At 44.6% G+C, this 19,481-nt stretch carries 19 protein-coding genes; 15 read left to right on the top strand and 4 right to left on the bottom strand.

What is annotated here, in order from left to right; genetic code table 11:
• The first annotated feature begins 48 nt into the window (after positions 1-48).
• Positions 49-1,080, top strand: coding sequence for a helix-turn-helix domain-containing protein (locus tag AB4238_RS03690; protein ID WP_372031400.1), 1,032 nt, complete (start codon positions 49-51; stop codon positions 1,078-1,080).
• Positions 1,081-1,090: 10 nt separating this feature from the next.
• Here the strand turns inward: AB4238_RS03690 and mtr are convergent, their stop codons facing one another.
• Positions 1,091-2,347 carry a tryptophan permease gene (gene mtr / locus AB4238_RS03695; RefSeq protein ID WP_372031401.1) on the bottom strand — a complete coding sequence of 419 codons (1,257 nt, stop codon included), beginning with the start codon at positions 2,345-2,347 and terminating at the stop codon, positions 1,091-1,093.
• Positions 2,348-4,771, bottom strand: coding sequence for a glycerol-3-phosphate 1-O-acyltransferase PlsB (gene plsB / locus AB4238_RS03700; protein ID WP_372031404.1), 2,424 nt, complete (start codon positions 4,769-4,771; stop codon positions 2,348-2,350).
• 313 nt (positions 4,772-5,084) lie between these two features.
• Between plsB and lexA the strand changes: the two genes are divergently transcribed.
• The 6 genes from lexA to AB4238_RS03730 all read left to right on the top strand — a co-directional run bounded on the left by lexA (position 5,085) and on the right by AB4238_RS03730 (position 11,394).
• The gene (gene lexA, locus AB4238_RS03705) at positions 5,085-5,705 is read left to right on the top strand and encodes a transcriptional repressor LexA (RefSeq protein ID WP_372031405.1); all 621 of its coding nucleotides are present in this window, start codon (positions 5,085-5,087) and stop codon (positions 5,703-5,705) included.
• Positions 5,702-6,211 carry a cell division inhibitor SulA gene (locus tag AB4238_RS03710; RefSeq protein WP_372031407.1) on the top strand — a complete coding sequence of 170 codons (510 nt, stop codon included), beginning with the start codon at positions 5,702-5,704 and terminating at the stop codon, positions 6,209-6,211. The genes lexA and AB4238_RS03710 overlap by 4 nt, the downstream gene beginning before the upstream one ends.
• A gap of 444 nt (positions 6,212-6,655) precedes the next feature.
• The gene (gene coxB, locus AB4238_RS03715) at positions 6,656-8,215 is read left to right on the top strand and encodes a cytochrome c oxidase subunit II (RefSeq protein WP_372031410.1); all 1,560 of its coding nucleotides are present in this window, start codon (positions 6,656-6,658) and stop codon (positions 8,213-8,215) included.
• Between the two features lie 9 nt (positions 8,216-8,224).
• Positions 8,225-9,826, top strand: coding sequence for a cytochrome c oxidase subunit I (ctaD, locus tag AB4238_RS03720; RefSeq protein ID WP_220737671.1), 1,602 nt, complete (start codon positions 8,225-8,227; stop codon positions 9,824-9,826).
• A gap of 2 nt (positions 9,827-9,828) precedes the next feature.
• A complete protein-coding gene (locus AB4238_RS03725) occupies positions 9,829-10,398 on the top strand; it encodes a cytochrome c oxidase assembly protein (protein WP_372031412.1) in 570 nt (189 codons plus the stop codon).
• Between the two features lie 120 nt (positions 10,399-10,518).
• The gene (locus AB4238_RS03730; protein WP_220737673.1) at positions 10,519-11,394 is read left to right on the top strand and encodes a cytochrome c oxidase subunit 3; all 876 of its coding nucleotides are present in this window, start codon (positions 10,519-10,521) and stop codon (positions 11,392-11,394) included.
• Between the two features lie 27 nt (positions 11,395-11,421).
• Here the strand turns inward: AB4238_RS03730 and AB4238_RS03735 are convergent, their stop codons facing one another.
• Positions 11,422-11,640: a DUF2909 family protein gene (locus tag AB4238_RS03735; RefSeq protein ID WP_372031415.1), complete on the bottom strand. Its 219-nt coding sequence runs from the start codon at positions 11,638-11,640 to the stop codon at positions 11,422-11,424.
• A 34-nt stretch (positions 11,641-11,674) separates the two neighbouring features.
• Here AB4238_RS03735 and AB4238_RS03740 point away from each other — a divergent pair, with 34 nt between their 5' ends.
• The 7 genes from AB4238_RS03740 (at position 11,675) to AB4238_RS03770 (ending at position 16,969) form a co-directional block, all read left to right on the top strand.
• Positions 11,675-12,385 carry an SURF1 family protein gene (locus AB4238_RS03740; protein WP_372031418.1) on the top strand — a complete coding sequence of 237 codons (711 nt, stop codon included), beginning with the start codon at positions 11,675-11,677 and terminating at the stop codon, positions 12,383-12,385.
• A gap of 213 nt (positions 12,386-12,598) precedes the next feature.
• Positions 12,599-13,144, top strand: coding sequence for a hypothetical protein (locus tag AB4238_RS03745; RefSeq protein ID WP_372031421.1), 546 nt, complete (start codon positions 12,599-12,601; stop codon positions 13,142-13,144).
• Positions 13,145-13,253: 109 nt separating this feature from the next.
• Positions 13,254-13,379, top strand: a complete 126-nt coding sequence (locus AB4238_RS03750; protein ID WP_372031423.1) for a hypothetical protein — start codon at positions 13,254-13,256, stop codon at positions 13,377-13,379.
• Between the two features lie 99 nt (positions 13,380-13,478).
• Positions 13,479-14,462: a heme A synthase gene (locus AB4238_RS03755; RefSeq protein WP_372031425.1), complete on the top strand. Its 984-nt coding sequence runs from the start codon at positions 13,479-13,481 to the stop codon at positions 14,460-14,462.
• Positions 14,463-14,635: 173 nt separating this feature from the next.
• On the top strand, positions 14,636-15,541 hold the full coding sequence (gene cyoE / locus AB4238_RS03760) for a heme o synthase (protein WP_372031428.1): 906 nt from the start codon (positions 14,636-14,638) through the stop codon (positions 15,539-15,541).
• Between the two features lie 26 nt (positions 15,542-15,567).
• Positions 15,568-16,200, top strand: a complete 633-nt coding sequence (locus AB4238_RS03765; protein ID WP_372031431.1) for an SCO family protein — start codon at positions 15,568-15,570, stop codon at positions 16,198-16,200.
• A gap of 166 nt (positions 16,201-16,366) precedes the next feature.
• Complete coding sequence (locus AB4238_RS03770; RefSeq protein ID WP_372031433.1) at positions 16,367-16,969, top strand: hypothetical protein; 603 nt, start codon at positions 16,367-16,369, stop codon at positions 16,967-16,969.
• A gap of 62 nt (positions 16,970-17,031) precedes the next feature.
• Here AB4238_RS03770 and AB4238_RS03775 read toward each other — a convergent pair whose 3' ends face one another.
• The gene (locus tag AB4238_RS03775; protein WP_372031436.1) at positions 17,032-18,078 is read right to left on the bottom strand and encodes a polysaccharide deacetylase family protein; all 1,047 of its coding nucleotides are present in this window, start codon (positions 18,076-18,078) and stop codon (positions 17,032-17,034) included.
• Positions 18,079-18,096: 18 nt separating this feature from the next.
• On the opposite strand from AB4238_RS03775, the gene AB4238_RS03780 reads away from it, so the two are divergent.
• Positions 18,097-19,428: an MATE family efflux transporter gene (locus AB4238_RS03780; protein WP_372031437.1), complete on the top strand. Its 1,332-nt coding sequence runs from the start codon at positions 18,097-18,099 to the stop codon at positions 19,426-19,428.
• Positions 19,429-19,481: the final 53 nt, after the last annotated feature.

The raw sequence follows: 19,481 nt of genomic DNA on the forward strand, positions 1-19,481 counted from the left end.
AAATCAGGTTATAATTGATTCATTCTGACCACAAGATAACGAAACCCCATGAGCGCTAACATCGCATTTATAAGAATGAGCTATGCCAATATCGTGCTTGCTGCAGTATTTAAGCGCTTTGGGATTAACGAAGTCAGCTTAGGAATTCCACCAACTTTGTATCAAGATCCGATGGCGTTAGTGCCAATGGAGGAGTTTCTCAGTTGGTTAGCCGGTATTAATCGACTGTGCGGCGAGAACTATATTTGTAAAATCGCAGATCTTTTGAGTTTAGAGCACATCAATGTACCGGGGAATTGGTTTTTATCAGCCCCTGACTTTGCCGTGAGCCTCAGGCGCACCAATTATGGCCTGTCATCGTTTCAATCCGGTGCCAGCTATTATGTAATCCAATCAGGACGCATTATCAAATGGTGCTATAGCAATCGCTATGCGGAAGGACAACAACGAAGCTATGACTCTTTTAGAGTCGCGATGATCTTACTTAACACGATGCGTCACCATCTAGGTCAGTCATTTACCCCGCATAAGATCCATTTAAGTGGGTTAGACATGAGTCATTTGCGGCTTGATCAAGTGTTTGGTTGTCCGGTGGTATACAATACCGCTCAAACCGAGATATGGGCTAACAACACGGTACTGCTACAAACCAAGCAGTTACAAAGCGCGCAAGACCCCATCTTACAAATGCCGCTGTCACTTTTCGAAAAATATCTCGATATGCCACAGCCAGACGACACCCCAAAAGTCATGTACGAGATAGTCAACTATTGCCGATTTTATGGCTTGCCCAGTATTAGCGATGTAGCCGAAAAAGTGGGTTTATCAAAGCAGCAATTACAACGAAGACTGCAAGATAAAGGTTTTAGTTTCATACACTTGCGGGGATACGTACTCAGTAATCAAGCAGTGAAGTACATGCTAGAAGGCAAACAAATAGAAGAGATCTGTCAGTTACTTGGTTATGGCAACAAACAGAGCTTTAGCAAGGCCTTCAAAACCTTCCGTTTGTGCACACCCCAGCAATACTTACTGCGACTAAACAGCCAACAAACCCCGCAGATTAACCTGCGGGGCTAGCACTTAGCAGTTAACCATAAACCGATAACAGTTCGGCCATAGCGAGCAGATGACAAGCACCGGTAACAATACCAAATACAATCACCACTGCGATCAATGGCGTGCCACCAGGGACTCTAAAACCTTCACTGTCAGCAAAGATTTTACGCGACTTATAAGCCATCATTGCTGGGACGATAGCTGCCCAAATGGTGGCTGCTAATGCAGCAAAACCAATCGCAATAAGGAAACCATTCGGGAATAAAATACCTAAAATAGTTGGTGGAATAAATGTCACTGCTGCCGTTTTTAAACGCCCTTGGCGAGACTCATCAAACCCAAATAGATCGGCAAGGTAATCAAACAAACCTAAGGTCACGCCTAAGAAAGATGAAGCCACGGCCAAGTTAGCAAACAGGGTTAACATGGTGTTTAACCAACTACTCGCGATAACTTCCGATAACGCACCCACCAATACGCCCATATTACCGCCTTGAGCAATAATATCGACAAACTGACTACGAGGAATGTTACCCATAGTCGCAACTAACCAGCAGCTATAAATGACTAAGGCAATAAAGGTACCAATGAACAGCGCCTTAATAATAGTCTTTGGTTGATTGCCGTAGTACTTAACTAAGCTAGGAACGTTACCATGGTAACCAAAGCTCGCTAAACCAAAAGGCAGTGCCGCCAATAGGTATGGTGCATAACTTGTTTCGCCATCGGGCACGAACAATTTACTGGTATCGACATCTATCAATAGATTACCAACAGCCAAGAAGAAGGTAATGATCATACCGCCAAGCATAATGGTGGTGATCCTATCTACGGCTTTGGTGCTGATGATAACGATGGTAGCCAATACCGCAGCAAACACTAGCCCAGCAAGACTTTGCGGTAAGCTTATCCCCAGCCCTTCAAGACTATGGTTAACGATTGAACTGCCACCACTTATGTAGGCGTAAGTCAGAATATATAAAACAAAAGCAATGGAAAGCCCATTGACGATGCGCCAAAATTGGCCAAGCGTGGTTTTAGTGAGTGTGTCGAAACTGGAGCCTGGTTCAAAATGAAGGTTAGTCTCTAGCAACATCAAACCAGACACCAACATACAAAACCATATGCCTACCAACATTAACATTGAGTAGCCAAACCACATGCCTGCGCCCACTACAGGTAAGGAGAACATGCCCGCACCAACGGTCGTGCCCGCAATGATCATTGCGCCGCCTAATAGTGATTTTCCTTCGGCCTTGTTTTTGGCCGCATTCATATGATTTGCCATTTAATCTTTTTGCTCCGCATTAACGCTATCAACAATCGTCTGTCTAACGGATGAACGCAGTAGCAAATTAGCTCTATCTTTTATACGTTTGATATCACTACAGCCTTCGCTATCGGTTAGATGACCTAACTCTTTTAATTTAACGCTTAGCGTAGCGTATAGCTTCTTGTCGTAGAACTCTGGCGCAGTAATACCGTGAAGTGCTCCCAGCCTTTGTGCAAGGCGATGGCTATCGCGCTCTAACTCTGAGCGCTCCATGTTAGGTTTCACTGCTAACAAGTTAAATAAGATAGCGTAACGTTGCATCGTTTCGTCGATGGTGCCAGACAGCAATAGCAACTGATTAACTTTGTCATCGGCAACTTCAAAGTGACCATTTTCAACCACTAATCCCTGCGCAACAAAGATATCTAAGATGCTATTCGCGTAGACCTTAGGATCTTCAATGCCCATAAATAATTCGGCTTGAAGCAGTGGATAAAAGTCATTAATTACACACACAACATCATCACGAGTGCAACGCTCTTTACGCAATAAACAGGCTGCGATCAGTGAAGGAACCACCAACAGATGAATGATGTTATTACGATAATAAGTCATCGTTATCGCAATACTGTCATCAATAGAGATAATGTCGCCAAGCGCATCACTTTCAATCTGAATCTTCTTCAGCTCAAGACCTTGCGAAACTAAATCTTTACCACTCCCCTCGGGGACGGAAGTGTACTCGGTATAAGGCAGTTCTTTTAACAATGTAAGATAAAGATCTAACTGCTTTTCAAGCTGACTACGTTCTAGTGCATTTTGCTCTGATGCCAGTAATACCAAGCTCGTTAACGTCACTGAACTGACTGCTGCAGCATCGTTAATATTAGTCATTACTTGGCTGGCTAACGTATTCACCGCTGGCGTTAACCAAGTTGGCTTTTGCTCAGGATCTTGGGCGATATCTTCGCGCCAATTAGGCACTTCGTCATTTAAGAAGTTATGCAGTGTTATAGGCTTACCAAAGTTGACATAGCCTTGGCCAAAGTTACCTAACTTACGGATGGCGCCAAATACCTGCCAGACAGATTCTTTCTTTTTCTTTTTACCGCTTAGCTCTTTATGGTAAGTCGCTACTTCCATCACATGATCGTAACCCAAGTAAACAGGAACCAAGGTTACAGGTCGTTCGACACCGCGGAGAACACTATTAAGCGTCATCGCAATCATGCCTGTTTTAGGCGCCAATAAGCGACCAGTACGCGAACGTCCGCCTTCAGTGAAATACTCCACCGAGTAACCTTTAGTGAATAACTGATCTAAATATTCACGGAATACTGCGGTGTAAAGCTTATTACCACGGAAACTACGACGAATAAAGAATGCACCGCCACGACGGAACATCGGCCCTGCCGGCCAGAAGTTAAGGTTAATACCGGCAGCAATATGCGGCGGCACCATACCTTGGTAATAAAGAATGTAAGACAGCAACAAGTAGTCCATATGGCTACGGTGGCACGGTACATAAACTATTTCGTGACCATCATGGTGTAACTGGCGGATCTGCTCCGCACCTTTGATGTTTATGCCTTTATAAAGCTTATTCCACAGCCAAGTGAGAAAACGCTCGGCTATACGTACCAAACTGTCTGAGTAATCAGCTGCAACTTCATCAAGATATTCCATTGCTTTGGCGCGAGCCTCAGCTTCTGAGATTTTTTTGCTCGCCGCTTCCTCTTTTATCGCCTTGGTAATCGAATCTGATTTAAGCAAAGAATGGAAAAGCGCTTGGCGTTTAGGCAGTTGAGGCCCTGTCATCACTTTTCGCTGACGCTGGAAATGCACTCGGGCAACGCGCGCGAGCTTTTGAGCTATACGCTTATCGGTGCCATGTTCATCTGCCATGTAGCGCAGCGACACAGCATTAGAAAACTGGACAAAGTTATGACGACCTAAGAATAAGATCATCAAACACTTACGTAGCCAAGTTGGATTCTGACGTTCCAAAACAGCCGCGCGCATCGTGTCATCTTCTTTACCTGGAGTGCGCCCCCAGTAGAGGCTAACAGGCACTAGTTGAATATCGAGCTCAGCATTCTGCTTATGTACACTTAGCAAACGCTTGAAACAATGTAGGTACTGTTCAGCACTTTCTCGTTCACCAAATAACGGTTTGCTGCCTTCAAGACAAACAACCCGTGGCGCACTGACGCCATTGACCTCTAAGTCATCATAAGGGCTAGGCAGGCCTAGCGTGCCGGTCATTTCACTTAAAGCAGCAATATCACTCACTGATTCTGTTTTCATGACATAAACGAGCGGTTTGCTTGGATCGAGATTGAGATCATCAAAAGGATCGTGAGGTACCACAATAGTGTGTACCAACTTTTTCTGGATCCAGCGTAAAGATTTAAACCAAAGAGAGTCTTTTTTCGACATGATTCGCTTGCAGTGTTAGTCGCTTCTAATAACCCCGTAGAATACCAGAATTCCTAACGCTTTGCGCAATTGCTTTACAATCGGCACTGGAAGCTACTGTGCATTTATAGAACAATGACTTAGCTACAACTTAGTGCATACACTCTAGATTAATATTGATTAACGCCCCCTCCAGCAGGCATTAGCCACCACATTAAAGGCGACACGAGATAAATGTAAATTTAACTTATGCTTACATTAATATGGTTAATACTTGCACTGATTAAATTACTGTATATACTGACAGGTACTGTATAGAAAAACAGGTTCAGCCATGAGACCACTTACACCGCGCCAAGCAGAAATTTTAGAACTGATTAAACGAAACATTTCTGATACAGGCATGCCACCTACCCGTGCAGAGATTGCGAGACGTTTAGGCTTTAAGTCTGCTAATGCCGCTGAAGAGCATTTAAAAGCACTGGCCAAAAAAGGGTGTATTGAGATCATTCCTGGCACTTCTAGAGGAATTAGACTTACACAGGAAGATGCAGAGGAAACAGAGTCTGGTTTACCTCTGATTGGCCAGGTCGCCGCTGGTGAGCCAATACTTGCCCAAGAACATGTCGAGCAACACTATAAAGTTGACCCAGCCATGTTCCGTCCTTCAGCTGATTTTCTTCTGCGTGTTCGCGGTGACAGTATGAAAGATATCGGCATACTTGAAGGGGATCTATTAGCTGTACATAAAAGTCAGCAAGCACGTAACGGCCAGGTAGTGGTGGCTCGTGTTGAAGATGATGTAACCGTTAAGCGCTTTGAAAAGAAAGGTAATAAAGTCTTTTTACACGCAGAAAATGAAGATTACTCACCAATAGAAGTGGATCTAGCAAACCAAAGCCTTAGCATTGAAGGTTTAGCCGTTGGCGTGATCCGTAATGGAGATTGGCAATGAATAAATTATTAGGTGTAAGCCCTCGTCATCCAGGTCTGTGGCAAGATCTGCCAACCTCCTCTATGACTAAAAAGAGCACTGATATTGAAACTATGGTATCGGCAACTCAAGGGCGTAATGAGCTAAAAAAGATAAGTGGTCAATTGGCTCAACTGAGCCAACAAGGTCGCTGGATTGTCTTAATTAGCCCACCTAATATTGGTTACAAACAGATGCTTGCAACTGCAGGTGTGCGCATGGACAGAATTTTACTGGTGCATGCTAAAGATGAAGTCGAAACCTTATGGGCGATGGAAAAAGCACTCACAAGTGGTACATCAAGTGCCGTCATTACTTGGGCAAATAGCCTAGATGCACGTGATAATAGACGCCTACAATTAGTCGCTAAGAGTGCCCAAGCACTAGGTATAGTGATTGAAAATGCGAATGCTCACTTACCTGACAGCGCAATAAACACACAGGATAAGGTACTTAATAAAGGTTCATTATTCACCTCTATTCATTAAGCCGTTATTTCTATTACCCTTCTAAGCTTCCTCTCAGGAAGCTTTTTTATTTCCCTAACACGTGAAATTAGTCAAAAAGTGATCTTGATCAATATTTAAACACCAAGTAGGGTAGGAACTGATAACAACGATATTTTTGTTATATCCGAGCGATTTAGTCGTCGGTCTTTATGTACGGACTGTAGATCCTTTTAAAGTATGTGAAGACTGAGATCGGCCTGATATATTTCAGCCGTAGGTGCCAAAGTGGTTACACTAACCAGTAGATAGATACTGGAAATTACAAAAGTCGTATCGATAGTCGACACGTTATATAACGACACGATAGACACGCCACTCGTGCACTTTGAAGTCATCGTTGCTTTTTTGGGAACTGAAGAGTTTACATAGAGCAGAGACTTACTGTGTGACTCTTCTTTGTCTTGTTGACAGAGGAGAAGTCTAGTGAAGCAATTGTTGTATTGTGTGTTGGCGCTAATATTTACGCCTGCACTTTTTGCATCAGAAATGCCACTTAATATGACAGAGGGCGTGACGGCGATCAGTGAACAGGTTTATAGCCTGCACATGATCATCCTTTACATCTGTTGTGCTATTGGCTTAGTTGTTTTTGGCGTGATGATTTATGCCATGATCAACCACCGCAAATCAAAAGGCGCTGTAGCCGCCAATTTTCATGAAAGTACTAAAGTCGAAATATTATGGACTGTAGTGCCTTTTATCATTCTTATCATCATGGCTATTCCTGCAACTAAAACACTAATTGCCATGGAAGATCCAAGTAATGCTGATTTAACCATTAAGATCACTGGTTCGCAGTGGAAGTGGCACTATAGCTACTTTAATCAAGATGTTGAATTTTACAGTTTAATGTCGACACCGCGGGAACAAATAGAGGGCACAGAAGCAAAAGGTGAACACTATTTGCTCGAAGTAGATAAACCTCTTGTTCTGCCAATCAATCGCAAAGTACGCTTTTTAATGACATCAGAAGACGTTATTCACTCATGGTGGGTACCTGCTTTTGCGGTTAAAAAAGATGCTAACCCCGGCTTCATCAATGAAGCTTGGACTCGAATCGATAAACCCGGTGTATACCGTGGCCAGTGTGCCGAGCTATGTGGCAAAGACCATGGCTTTATGCCGATTGTTGTTGAAGCCGTCTCTGAAGAGGACTTTGACAAGTGGTTGATTGCACAGCAACAGCAAGCAACGAATGCTGCCGCTGAAGCAGAAGCGGCCTTGTCTAAAACTTTGGGCATGGACGAGTTAATGGCACAAGGTGAACAGATTTATCTGGCGCGATGTGCAGCTTGTCACCAACCCAACGGCGCAGGTCTTCCCGGTGTATTCCCCTCGCTTATTGGTAGCCCAATCATTAAAGGCGCGGTATCTGGTCATATCGACATAGTACTCCACGGTAAGCCAGGTACTGCGATGCAAGCCTTTGCAAAACAACTTACCGCGACAGAGATTGCAGCCGTAGTCACCTATGAACGTAATGCTTGGGGCAATAACTCGGGCGATACCGTGCAAGCCGCAGATGTCAGTTCTTCTGGTTCAGATCCGGCAGCTTCTGCAGACACCCCAGCGGTTCCAGTGACTTTACCTGCTGAGCTACCTGATGCAGAGCAAGCAGCATCGACAGTCACACAGGCTGTAGAGGATGTTAGTGCTGCCGTACTTGATGATTTGAGTATGGATGAATTGATGGCCAAGGGCGAAAAGGTCTACATGGTCAAATGTGTCGCTTGTCATCAGGCTGCAGGCACCGGCTTACCCGGCGCATTCCCCTCTTTAATTGCTAGTCCAATCATTACCGGCCCCGTAGCGGATCACCTTGAAATTGTCATCAATGGTAAACCAGGAACGGCAATGCAGGCGTTCAGTTCGCAGCTAACGCCGCAGGAACTTGCCGCCGTTATCACTTATGAGCGTAATGCTTGGGGTAATGACTCCGGTGATACAGTGCAAGCATCTGATGTTGATGGCCACGGAAAGTAAGGGATTAAAATGAGCACTATTACACAAGATTCGCCAGCCGCTCAGGACGATCACCATGATGACCATCATGGGGCGCCAAAAGGCATTATGCGCTGGATATTAACCACTAACCACAAAGATATCGGCACGCTCTACCTATGGTTCAGTTTTATTATGTTCCTTACCGGTGGCGCGATGGCGATGGTTATTCGAGCTGAGTTATTTCAGCCGGGTTTACAATTGGTAGAGCCTAACTTTTTCAATCAGATGACCACAGTTCACGGCTTAGTTATGGTCTTTGGGGCGGTGATGCCAGCCTTTACGGGCTTAGCTAACTGGCTGATCCCAATGATGATCGGCGCGCCTGATATGGCACTACCGCGCATGAACAACTGGAGCTTTTGGATCCTACCGTTTGCGTTTGCCATTCTGTTAAGTTCTTTGTTTATGGAAGGTGGTGGACCTAACTTTGGTTGGACTTTCTACGCTCCATTATCAACGACTTATAGCCCTGACAGCACTGCTCTATTCGTGTTTTCAGTACATATCATGGGCATGAGCTCGATTATGGGCGCAATTAACGTTGTGGTGACCATCGTCAATATGCGTGCTCCTGGCATGACATGGATGAAGCTACCGCTGTTTGTTTGGACTTGGTTAATCACCGCCTTCCTGCTAATAGCGGTGATGCCGGTATTAGCCGGAACTGTCACCATGGTATTAACCGATAAGTACTTCGCCACCAGCTTCTTCGACGCTGCTGGAGGTGGTGATCCCGTCATGTTCCAGCATATATTCTGGTTCTTTGGCCACCCTGAAGTTTACATCATGATTTTGCCATCCTTTGGTATTATCTCCGCCATTGTTCCCGCCTTTAGTCGCAAGCCTTTATTTGGTTACGCCTCTATGGTGTACGCCACAGCGAGTATTGCGGTGTTGTCGTTTTTAGTGTGGGCGCATCACATGTTCACCACGGGGATGCCGGTGTTCGCCGAACTCTTCTTTATGTATTGCACCATGCTTATTGCTGTACCGACTGGCGTTAAGGTATTCAACTGGGTAGCCACCATGTGGCGCGGCTCGATCAGTTTTGAAACACCAATGCTATTCGCAGTGGCATTTATTATCCTGTTCACCATTGGCGGCTTTTCAGGGCTGATGCTGGCGATTACCCCCGCGGATTTCCAGTACCATGACACTTACTTTGTGGTGGCACATTTCCACTATGTGTTGGTTACCGGTGCAATATTTTCCATTATGGCTGCGGCTTATTATTGGCTGCCAAAATGGACGGGCAACATGTATAGCGAAAGTTTAGGTCGCTGGCACTTTTGGTGTTCGGTTATCTCGGTAAACGTGCTGTTTTTCCCGATGCATTTCTTGGGGCTAGCAGGTATGCCTCGACGAATACCAGATTACGCGATTCAGTTTGCTGACGTTAATCAGATTGTATCGATTGGTGGCTTTGCCTTTGGATTGTCGCAGCTAATCTTTTTAGCTGTAGTGATCAAATGTATTCGTGGCGGTGAAAAAGCCCCAGCAAAACCATGGGATGGCGCAGAAGGATTGGAATGGACAATCCCAAGCCCGGCGCCTTATCACTCGTTTACAACACCACCTGAGGTGAAGTAACAATGAGCCAGCCACAGAGTAAATCTAATCGAAAGTTAATTACCATGCTGCTATTAGGTGCAGTGGGAATGTTTGGTTTTGGCTTTGCTCTCGTGCCGCTGTATGACGTGCTCTGTGACACGCTGGGTATTAACGGTAAGACCCAAAATACTGCCAGTGTTTATAAGCCCGTTACGGTAGATAAAAATAGAACAGTCACCATTGAGTTTGTCTCCCAAGTACAAAGCGATATGCCCTGGGAGTTCAAACCTCAGATGAACAGCATGCAAGTTCACCCTGGAGAGCTTATTCGCACTCACTTTGTTGCGAAGAATTTGTCGGCGAAACATATCGTCGGCCAAGCAATACCGTCAGTGTCACCAGGGCAAGGGGCTGCCTATTTTAATAAAACAGAGTGCTTCTGTTTTAATCAGCAAGTATTAGCGGCGACAGCTACTGCCGATCTACCACTTATCTTTTACGTGGACCCTGAATTACCGGACTCCATCTCTACCTTGACCCTCTCTTATACCCTCTACAATATTACCGATAAAAGTTATGCCGGTAGCGTAGAGCAAGGAGCTGCAAGATGACATTTATTCAGCAACAAAATCACTATTTGCCCTTAAAAAGTCGTAGGCAAAATAAACAGTTAATTTCTACCCTAGCCAACTCTACTACTCTTTACTCTATGGTTGAGAAAGGAGATAAAAATGACGACTAAACACGAACCCTATTATGTACCAGCGCAAAGTGCCTGGCCGATTATCGGTGCAATCGGGCTGTTTCTTATCGCTTTCGGCGCCGGTAGCTTCGTATCTGAACTAAATAGCGAAGGCGGTATTGGCGGTTATATCTTATTAGCTGGAATTGCCGTCATTATTTTTATGATCTTCGGCTGGTTTAGAACCGTTATTGCAGAATCAATGGCAGGTCTCTATTCAAAACAGATGGATCGTTCATTTAGACAAGGGATGAGCTGGTTTATCTTCTCTGAGGTGATGTTTTTCGCCGCGTTTTTCGGTGCGCTATTTTATGCCAGAATGATTGCGATTCCATGGCTTGGCGGCGCATCTAACAATGCCATGACCCACGAAGTACTGTGGCCAACATTTGAAGCAGTATGGCCGCTTGTCACCACGCCTGATGGCACGACGACTGAAGCAATGGGCTGGACAGGTTTACCGCTATACAACACCCTTATTCTACTGACATCATCTGTAACACTGCACTTTGCCCATGTAGGGCTTGAAAAAAACAAGCGTCAAGCACTAACCGCCTGGTTGGCATTGACCATTGTGTTGGGTATCGGATTTTTATTCTTGCAAGCTGAAGAGTATATCCACGCCTATCAAGAGATGGGGCTAACGCTTGAATCTGGCGTTTACGGCAACACCTTCTTCCTACTCACAGGTTTTCACGGTATGCACGTGACATTAGGCACCGTGTTTCTGATTGTGTTGTTTTTCAGGGTGCTGAAAGGACATTTCAGCCCCGAACACCACTTTGCATTCCAAGCGGGTAGTTGGTATTGGCACTTTGTTGATGTGGTTTGGTTGTGTCTATTTATATTTGTTTATGTGCTTTAACTTCATTTAGATAAAGTATTTGATTAGCTAATAAGGTCTGGGGTTTGGCGCAATCACCCCAGTCGCTAAAGCCACTAGCAGTAACATAACGACCAGCACAGAAAAGAGTACCCGTCGGCCTAGATATTGGCTCATGGGTACACTCTTTTCACCTCTTACCATTACAAATAGGGCTCTCGCTAAATTAACCAATATGAACAGCAGTAGCAGTACTAAAACCAGTTTAAAAACAAATAGCATATTCATTAAATCTCCAAAAATTGGGGCTTTAGGCATTTGGTTGTTTATTGTACTTTCTACTTTGATGGTGTTTACAATTTTGGTCAAGCTTGGTTTTTGGCAGCTTGAACGAGCTCAGCAAAAACAACAATGGCAAGCAGCACTCAGTCAGCGACAAAATGCTAGCGTACTGACCTATGAGCAACTCCTCGCTCACCTTGGCAATGACAATCTAACTGGCTACAAACTGAGTACTCACGTCACGCCCATTCTGCAGCAAGTATTTCTACTCGATAACCAAACCGTTAACGGTAGAGTTGGCTATTTAGCCTATCAAGCATTTGAAGTCGCGCCAGATAAACCATGGTTATTAGTCGAATTAGGCTTTGAGGCAGGAAGCGTTGATCGCTCAATACTGCCTAACGTAGCAGCATTAACGAGTCCTTTAGCGTTAAATGGACGCGTCTACCAAAAACAGATGAATCCGATGAGCTCAGAGCTCATGGCAGAAACGGGTTCACCGATGCGGATCCAAAATTTAAACATAGAGCAACTTGCGCTGTTAATTGATAAACCACTCGCGCCAGTCGTGCTGCAACCCAACAATATTCCCGATGATATCCGTATTCATCCTTGGCAACCGATTCCATTATCTGCGCAGAAGCATCAAGGGTATGCCGTACAGTGGTTCAGTATGGCCGGAGTATTTGCAGTTATCATGCTCTTTTTATTTTTTCGTAAATTAAAACAACAAGATAATCTTAAAAATTAAAAACTAACATGGCTATTGCTAAGGCAGAATAGACCATGTAGGTTAGAAAATATGCATCCTAGCCGTTCCGGGATGTACTGATATTAAGCTGTTCACGATTACCGTCGTTTTGCTTATTACCTTAGCTGTATTGGTAATGCATGCTGACAAGACCTCATAAAGGTACTGCAGCAATAAGGTAACGTGGTACCCAAATAATACAGAGGAGATGGAATGAACTCCCCCAAAAAGAACGGCAAGAAAACACTGCTATTACTGCTCTTGGCTTTTGCAATACCTGTTATTGCCGCCAAACTGATTTTAAGTTTTGGGCTATATAATGGTGGAGCAACCAACAAAGGCGAGCTGCTTGAAGTCGGCATAAACTACCAAAGCTTAGAGATGACAAACCCTCAACCTAAAGAGTGGCAATTGTTGTATCAACTACCGGCAGTTTGTGACACAACTTGCTTAGATAGACTCTATATTTTACAGCAAAGCCATATCGCGATGGGCCGAAATCAGGATCGAGTGCATACCATCATTATGCTCGCTGAAAACAGTGATCGCTCAGCACTAACATCGTTCGACTTTATTACCGCAACGCCGACACCTGCGCTCACTCAACTACTCAAAGATCAACAGTTTGTCGTCGTTGATCCCCTTGGCAGCATGGTGATGAGTTACCCAATCACCACCAGTCACCAGGCTCAAATAATGCAAGGTAAGGCGATTGTGGCTGATCTAAGAAAGATGCTTAAACTTTCGAGGATTGGCTAATGGATATTAAACCTCTACTAAAAGTCACTTTAGTTTTTACTCTGCCTGTAATTATGCATCGATTGGCTTATACCCGTCTCCTCGCCTCTAAAGTAAACGGAGGTACTTAATGGATATTAAACCTCTACTAAAAGTCACTTTAGTTTTTACTTTGTGCGTCATCATGCATCGATTGGCTTATACCCGCTTCTTTATGGCTGATAACCAAAATATGGAGGTACTTAATGGATTTTAGACCTCTATTAAAAGTCACTTTAGTTTTTACTTTGTGCGTCATCATGCATCGATTGGCTTATACCCGTCTCCTCGCCTCTAAAGTAAACGGAGGTACTTAATGGATATTAAACCTCTAATAAAAGTCACTTTAGTGTTTACTTTGTGCGTCATCTTGATGGGCGCCTATACACGTCTGTCAGATGCAGGTCTTGGCTGCCCAGATTGGCCTGGTTGCTATGGCATGGTAACAGTCCCAAGCGCTAGCCATGAACTTACCGCAGCTAAAAGTGCCTTTCCAGAACACACTGTAGAATCAGAAAAAGCATGGCTTGAGATGATCCACCGCTATATTGCCGGCACTTTAGGTTTAATGGTGCTAGTTATTTTGATCATGAGCTTACGTAAGGCTAACGCCCCTAAAAAGCTACCGATGTTTATAGCGGCGCTAATCGTTTTTCAAGCCGCTTTGGGGATGTGGACCGTCACCATGAAACTGATGCCTATTGTGGTGATGTCTCACCTCATTGGCGGTTTCGCACTGTTCTCATTGCTCTTACTGCTCTACCTTCGCAGTAAGCCTTTACGCATTCCTGGTGGTGATGCTCCCGCGAGAAAACTATCAGCATTTGCCTTAATCTGTATTGGCGTGCTGTTACTGCAGATTATCTTAGGCGGCTGGACCTCATCCAACTACGCCGCTCTGGCTTGTACATCACTGCCAATCTGCGAAGGGAATTGGATTGATAATCTCAATTTCAGCGCCGCCTTTTCACCATTTCAAGGCGATCACCCCAGTTATGAATTTGGCGTTTTAGATTACTCAGCTCGAATGACCATTCATGTTGCCCATCGTATTGGCGCCATTATCACTGCGGTAATGCTGCTTTGGTTAGCATTCAAACTAATCACTAAAGCGCATTCAACCACTATGCGTAACGCTGCTTGGTTATTAGCAGGGCTAGTGGTGTTACAGGTCATACTTGGTATTAGCAATGTCGTGCTACATCTACCTTTGGGGATAGCGGTATCGCATAACGCTGGAGCTGCTCTTCTGCTGCTGACATTGGTATTTATTAATTACGCCTTGTGGCGTAAAGCATAATAATTCCAATCGGTATAAGGATTTGATCGCTCAGCGAGAGTTTAGCGGTTTTGAGGCCAGCTCGTTAACGCAGCATCAGAGTCGCTAAAGCTCGCCAGCAATGAACAAACAATAAATAAGCAGATTTCAACCCATTTAAGCGTGTTCAGTAAGAACATAATGAGGTGCAAGCCATGGAAAAACAAATAACAATATCCAGAAGCGCAGCAACACCACTGCTCCAGTGGCGTGCCTATTACGAAATGACCAAGCCCAAAGTCGTCGCGTTAATGCTCTTAACAGTGTTAGTAGGTATGTGTCTTGCGGTACCAGGAACTGTGCCACTACAACCTCTTATCGCGGGAATGGCGGGTATTGGCATGATGGCAGGGGCTGCAGCGGCATTTAACCACCTTATCGATCGTCGCATTGACGGCTTGATGGCAAGAACCTATAACCGTCCGCTACCCAAAGGCAAAGTGTCTATCACCAAAGCACTGATCTTCTCTTTTGGTATTGGGATATTGGGTTTTGTGATTCTCTATGCTTTAGTCAATCCATTAACTGCATGGCTCACTTTTGCTAGCCTCATCGGTTATGCCGTGGTTTACACCGCCTACTTAAAACGCGCAACGCCACAAAATATTGTGGTTGGCGGGCTTGCTGGAGCGATGCCACCACTACTGGGTTGGACTTCAGTCACCGGCGAGTTTCATGGCAATGCGCTACTGTTGGTGATAATCATTTTTGCTTGGACTCCACCGCATTTTTGGGCGTTAGCAATTCACCGCAAAGCCGAGTACGCCAAGGTCGACATCCCCATGTTACCAGTTACCCACGGTGTTGAATTTACTAAAACCTGTATTTTTCTTTACACCATTTTGCTCGCTATCGCTTGCTTGCTGCCAGTCCTCGTTGGCATGTGTGGCCCGGTATATCTAGTCAGCTCGACGCTATTAAGCGCAGGCTTTATCTATAAAGCATGGCAGCTTAAGTTTCATGAAACGCCAGGTCTCGCGATGAACGTATTTAAGTTCTCTATCTATCACCTGATGCTGCTGTTTATTGCGCTCTTGGTTGACCATTATTTATGGGTCTAATACCGACTTAAAGAGAGGAAACTATAATGAAGTTGTCATGGATAATAGCAGCGATAATTCTGGCCTCAGCCGGCGCTTGGGTAGCAATACAGTTTAGCCAACCAAAAGAGCTGCAACTGCAGACAAGTTTTGAGTTTCCGGCTCCCCAAGCCATTGCTCCATTTTCTTTAACAGATCAGCATGGACAAGCATTTACCAATGACAACCTGACTGGAAAGTGGAGCCTGTTTTTTATTGGCTACACTTCCTGCCCAGATGTTTGTCCAACGACCATGGGTAAACTCACAGCAGCCTATCCGTCACTATCAAAAAATGCTGATTTACAGGTTATCTTCCTATCGGTTGATCCACAGCGAGATTCAACCGATACCTTACTTAATTACGCTAACTTCTTTAACCCTGAGTTCGTTGCCGTCACCGCTGAACATAAGCAGTTATACCCGATAACTCGTAGCCTTGGCTTTGTTTACGCCATGGTGGGTGATGGAGAGGATTATCAGGTCGATCACAGTGCTTCGTTTGCACTGGTTTCACCACACGGTGAGAAAGTCGCTATTATCAAACCCAAATCGGATACGCCAGGTAAGCTGCCGCAAATCAAAAATAGTGCGCTGATTCACGATGTGAATGCCCTGATTGAGAAGTATAAAAATGGCTAAGTAATCATTGCAATATGCAGCATTAAATACCAACTGTACTAAAAGATTGACCATTTATTTACCAATGCGCCTTGAATTGAAAAATCTGAGGCGCTATGAACGAGTCAAACACTTAGTGAAATTAGTATAGTATTCCCTCAATGGTCACCTTATAAAAAGAACGTCTATGTTTGAACCTGCGGTTGAAATGGAAGAAGTCAGAGTTGGAATCGCGACACCAGCTATAAGCTCAAAGAATTATTTTGCCAACACAGAGCATTACATGCCTGTCGACAGCTTGACTGAGGAAGCACTCTTAGCCAAGCAATTGGACCTATTGCTAGTTCACGGCGCTTCAGCAGCACAATCACTAATGATTGAAAAGGCTTGTACCGTTGAAAACTGCGCGATTGCGGTAATGGATACTACTTCAAATGACTCTAAGGCAATCTACAATGTAATGCTTAACTTAAAAGCTAAGTTAGATTCTAACGAAATGCCTGATAATTTAGACGTTGTAGATGTACGACATCTTGCCTCTTCCAGTTCGCAACTTATTGCATTTGATAACCATCAAGAGCTGTTTAATTACTTGCAGTCGGTAGCGGAAGCAAGCCTTCAAGGTTGTATCTTCCTGGCCCATGGCGACATCAGCTTAGAAAGGTACACTAAGTTAAATAAAAAAATATCTAGTTTTCTACCATCGTCAGCTATTTTTATATCAAGTTTACTGTTTGCTGGACTCGCAGAATGTACCGCCATTGTGGCGATACAATCAAACACTGATTAGTTAACAAATCTTGAAGATACATATGCTCAGCTTTTATGACCATTGCATTACTTATTATCAAGTTACTCAGCGATCCACTCACCATTATCTTTAGGGCGTACCCAAGGCTGCGAAAACCAGTAGTAACCACCTTGATGTTTACTCGGTGCCGTACAGTTATAACGTGAACGTCCTGCTGGTAAGTCAAGTTCTGCGCGGATAGTAAATTCATCGGCACTGATCCAATTAGGCTTTTTAGCACCCTGCCCTTGGATAAAGCACATCAGCTGTGAGGCATTGATGTCAGACATGTCCAACTTCACTTTGATCTCTGGTCGCCACTGACCAAACTGCAACTGTGGGTCGCTATGAGTCTGCTCAATCACAGGCATATTAAGGCTATGTAGCTTGACCTTCAAACTATCAAGATCGGCGTAAGCTCCCGCAACCGGAAACCTGGGTAAGGCAGTTAAAGGTGAGTGTGGTCCAGCTGCCCCGGATTGCTGACCAAAAGCGATAAAGCCATGCTTAGTCAGCATATCTTCGATCTGTTGATTGTATTCACCATAGGGGTAGGCCAACATTTTGTGGTTTTGGCCAGTCGCTTTGGCAATCTCTGATTCCGTGCGTAAAATATTGTTCTCAATACGGGTTAACCACTGCTGCTCACTCTCTCCTTTTTCCATACGGATCAGGTGCTCATGCCCCCAAGTATGGTTGGCGATTTCAGCGCCCTCTTCAGAGAGCGTGATAAGTTGCTGCCAGCTCATCATCTCACCATACTTCTTCTGTATTGGCTCCACCGAGACAAAAAGCGTGTAGGGAAATTTGTATTGCTTTAAGATAGGATGCGCGGTGTTAGCAATACTGCGATAACCATCGTCAAAGGTGATCGCTATCGTTTTAGCAGGTAGATGCTGCTTTGCCTTTATTGATTCCACCACTTTAGACAGTGGCACAACATTAAAATTATTTTCAGCTAAGTACTGCATCTGCTCTTTAAATTGGGCAGGCGTCACGCTGGTAATAGCTGGAGTGGTATCAGATACATGGTGATATTGCAGAATCACCGCCGCTTGCACTGAAAAACCCGTCAGCGCCAATAGCGCTAGTAACACGTTTTTAACCATAAATATTAGACCTCTATAATGATTGCCATACTGTTAAACCAACAAAAGAATCGACAGCTTCTCGCATTGGCATTACCAATGATCTTGTCGAATATTACTGTGCCGCTACTTGGTCTCGTCGACACGGCGGTCGTCGGCCATCTCAGTAATGCCTATTATTTAGGCGGTGTGGCTGTTGGGTCAACGATTATAACCTTAATTATATGGTTACTTGGATTTTTACGCATGGCAACCACGGGATTAGTTGCCCAAGCCTACGGTGCAAATGACACCCAACAGCAATATCGCTTGCTCGTTCAAGCAGGAAGTCTAGCGTTAATCTTCGGGCTTGCCGCTGTATTATTGCAGTTGCCAATCGTCAATCTCGCCATGGCAATGTCCGATGCCAGTGTTGAGGTCGAACGCTATTGCCGTGAGTATTTCCAAGTACGGATCTGGTCAACCCCATTCGCTCTGTTAAATCTAGTCATGCTTGGCTGGTTACTCGGCAGGCAACAACCAAAGGCCGCGATGTGGCAGCTAATTATAGCCAATCTGGTCAATATTATTTTAGATGTACTGTTTGTCATTGGCTTAGATTGGGGCGTTCGTGGTGCTGCACTGGCATCTGTATTTGCCGATATGGCTGGTTTTGCGGTTGCACTAACACTGGTTAAACGTCAACTTAATCGTTTAGGCGATTTTCATCTACTGACGATTTGCAAGCAACTGACACTGCAAAGTTATCGCAAGCTTATTAGCCTCAATACCGATATTTTTGTGCGCAGTTTATGCTTACAACTCTCTTTTGCCTTTATGACTTTTTACGGTGCTAGCCTTGGTGATAATACGGTGGCGGCCAATGCCGTACTGTTAAACTTACTATTGCTTATCTCTTATGCACTCGATGGTATTGCTTACTATGCAGAAGCCGAAGTTGGCAGGGCTTATGGCCGTAAAGACAGTCGCCTAATGAGGGAGTCAGTCGCACTAGCTTGGGCGTGGTCAGCAATCGCAGCAATCGCTTTTACACTCTTTTTTGCTGGCGCTGGCAGTTATATTATTAGCACGCTCACCAGTATTTCACAGGTGCAACAGGTTGCTAATGACTACCTTATTTGGCTGATATTTTTGCCACTGTTGGCGTTTGGTTCTTATCTTTTTGATGGTGTCTATATCGGTGCTGCGCAAGGCAAAATAATGCGCAACAGCATGATTATCGCTACCTTTGCAGTGTTCTTTCCCACCTGGTATGCACTGCAAACATTGGGGAATCATGCCCTATGGGCCGCAATGAGTGCATTCATGCTGGCTCGGAGCCTAACATTGTCTGCACATTACTGGTTTAAACTAAAAAAAGTGCTCGACTAATACCAAATCAGCATAAAAAAACGCGACCAATGGTCGTAATGCCGATCATTTAG

The organism is Shewanella sp. 10N.286.45.A1 (genome assembly GCF_041470405.1).
GTDB lineage: Bacteria > Pseudomonadota > Gammaproteobacteria > Enterobacterales > Shewanellaceae > Shewanella.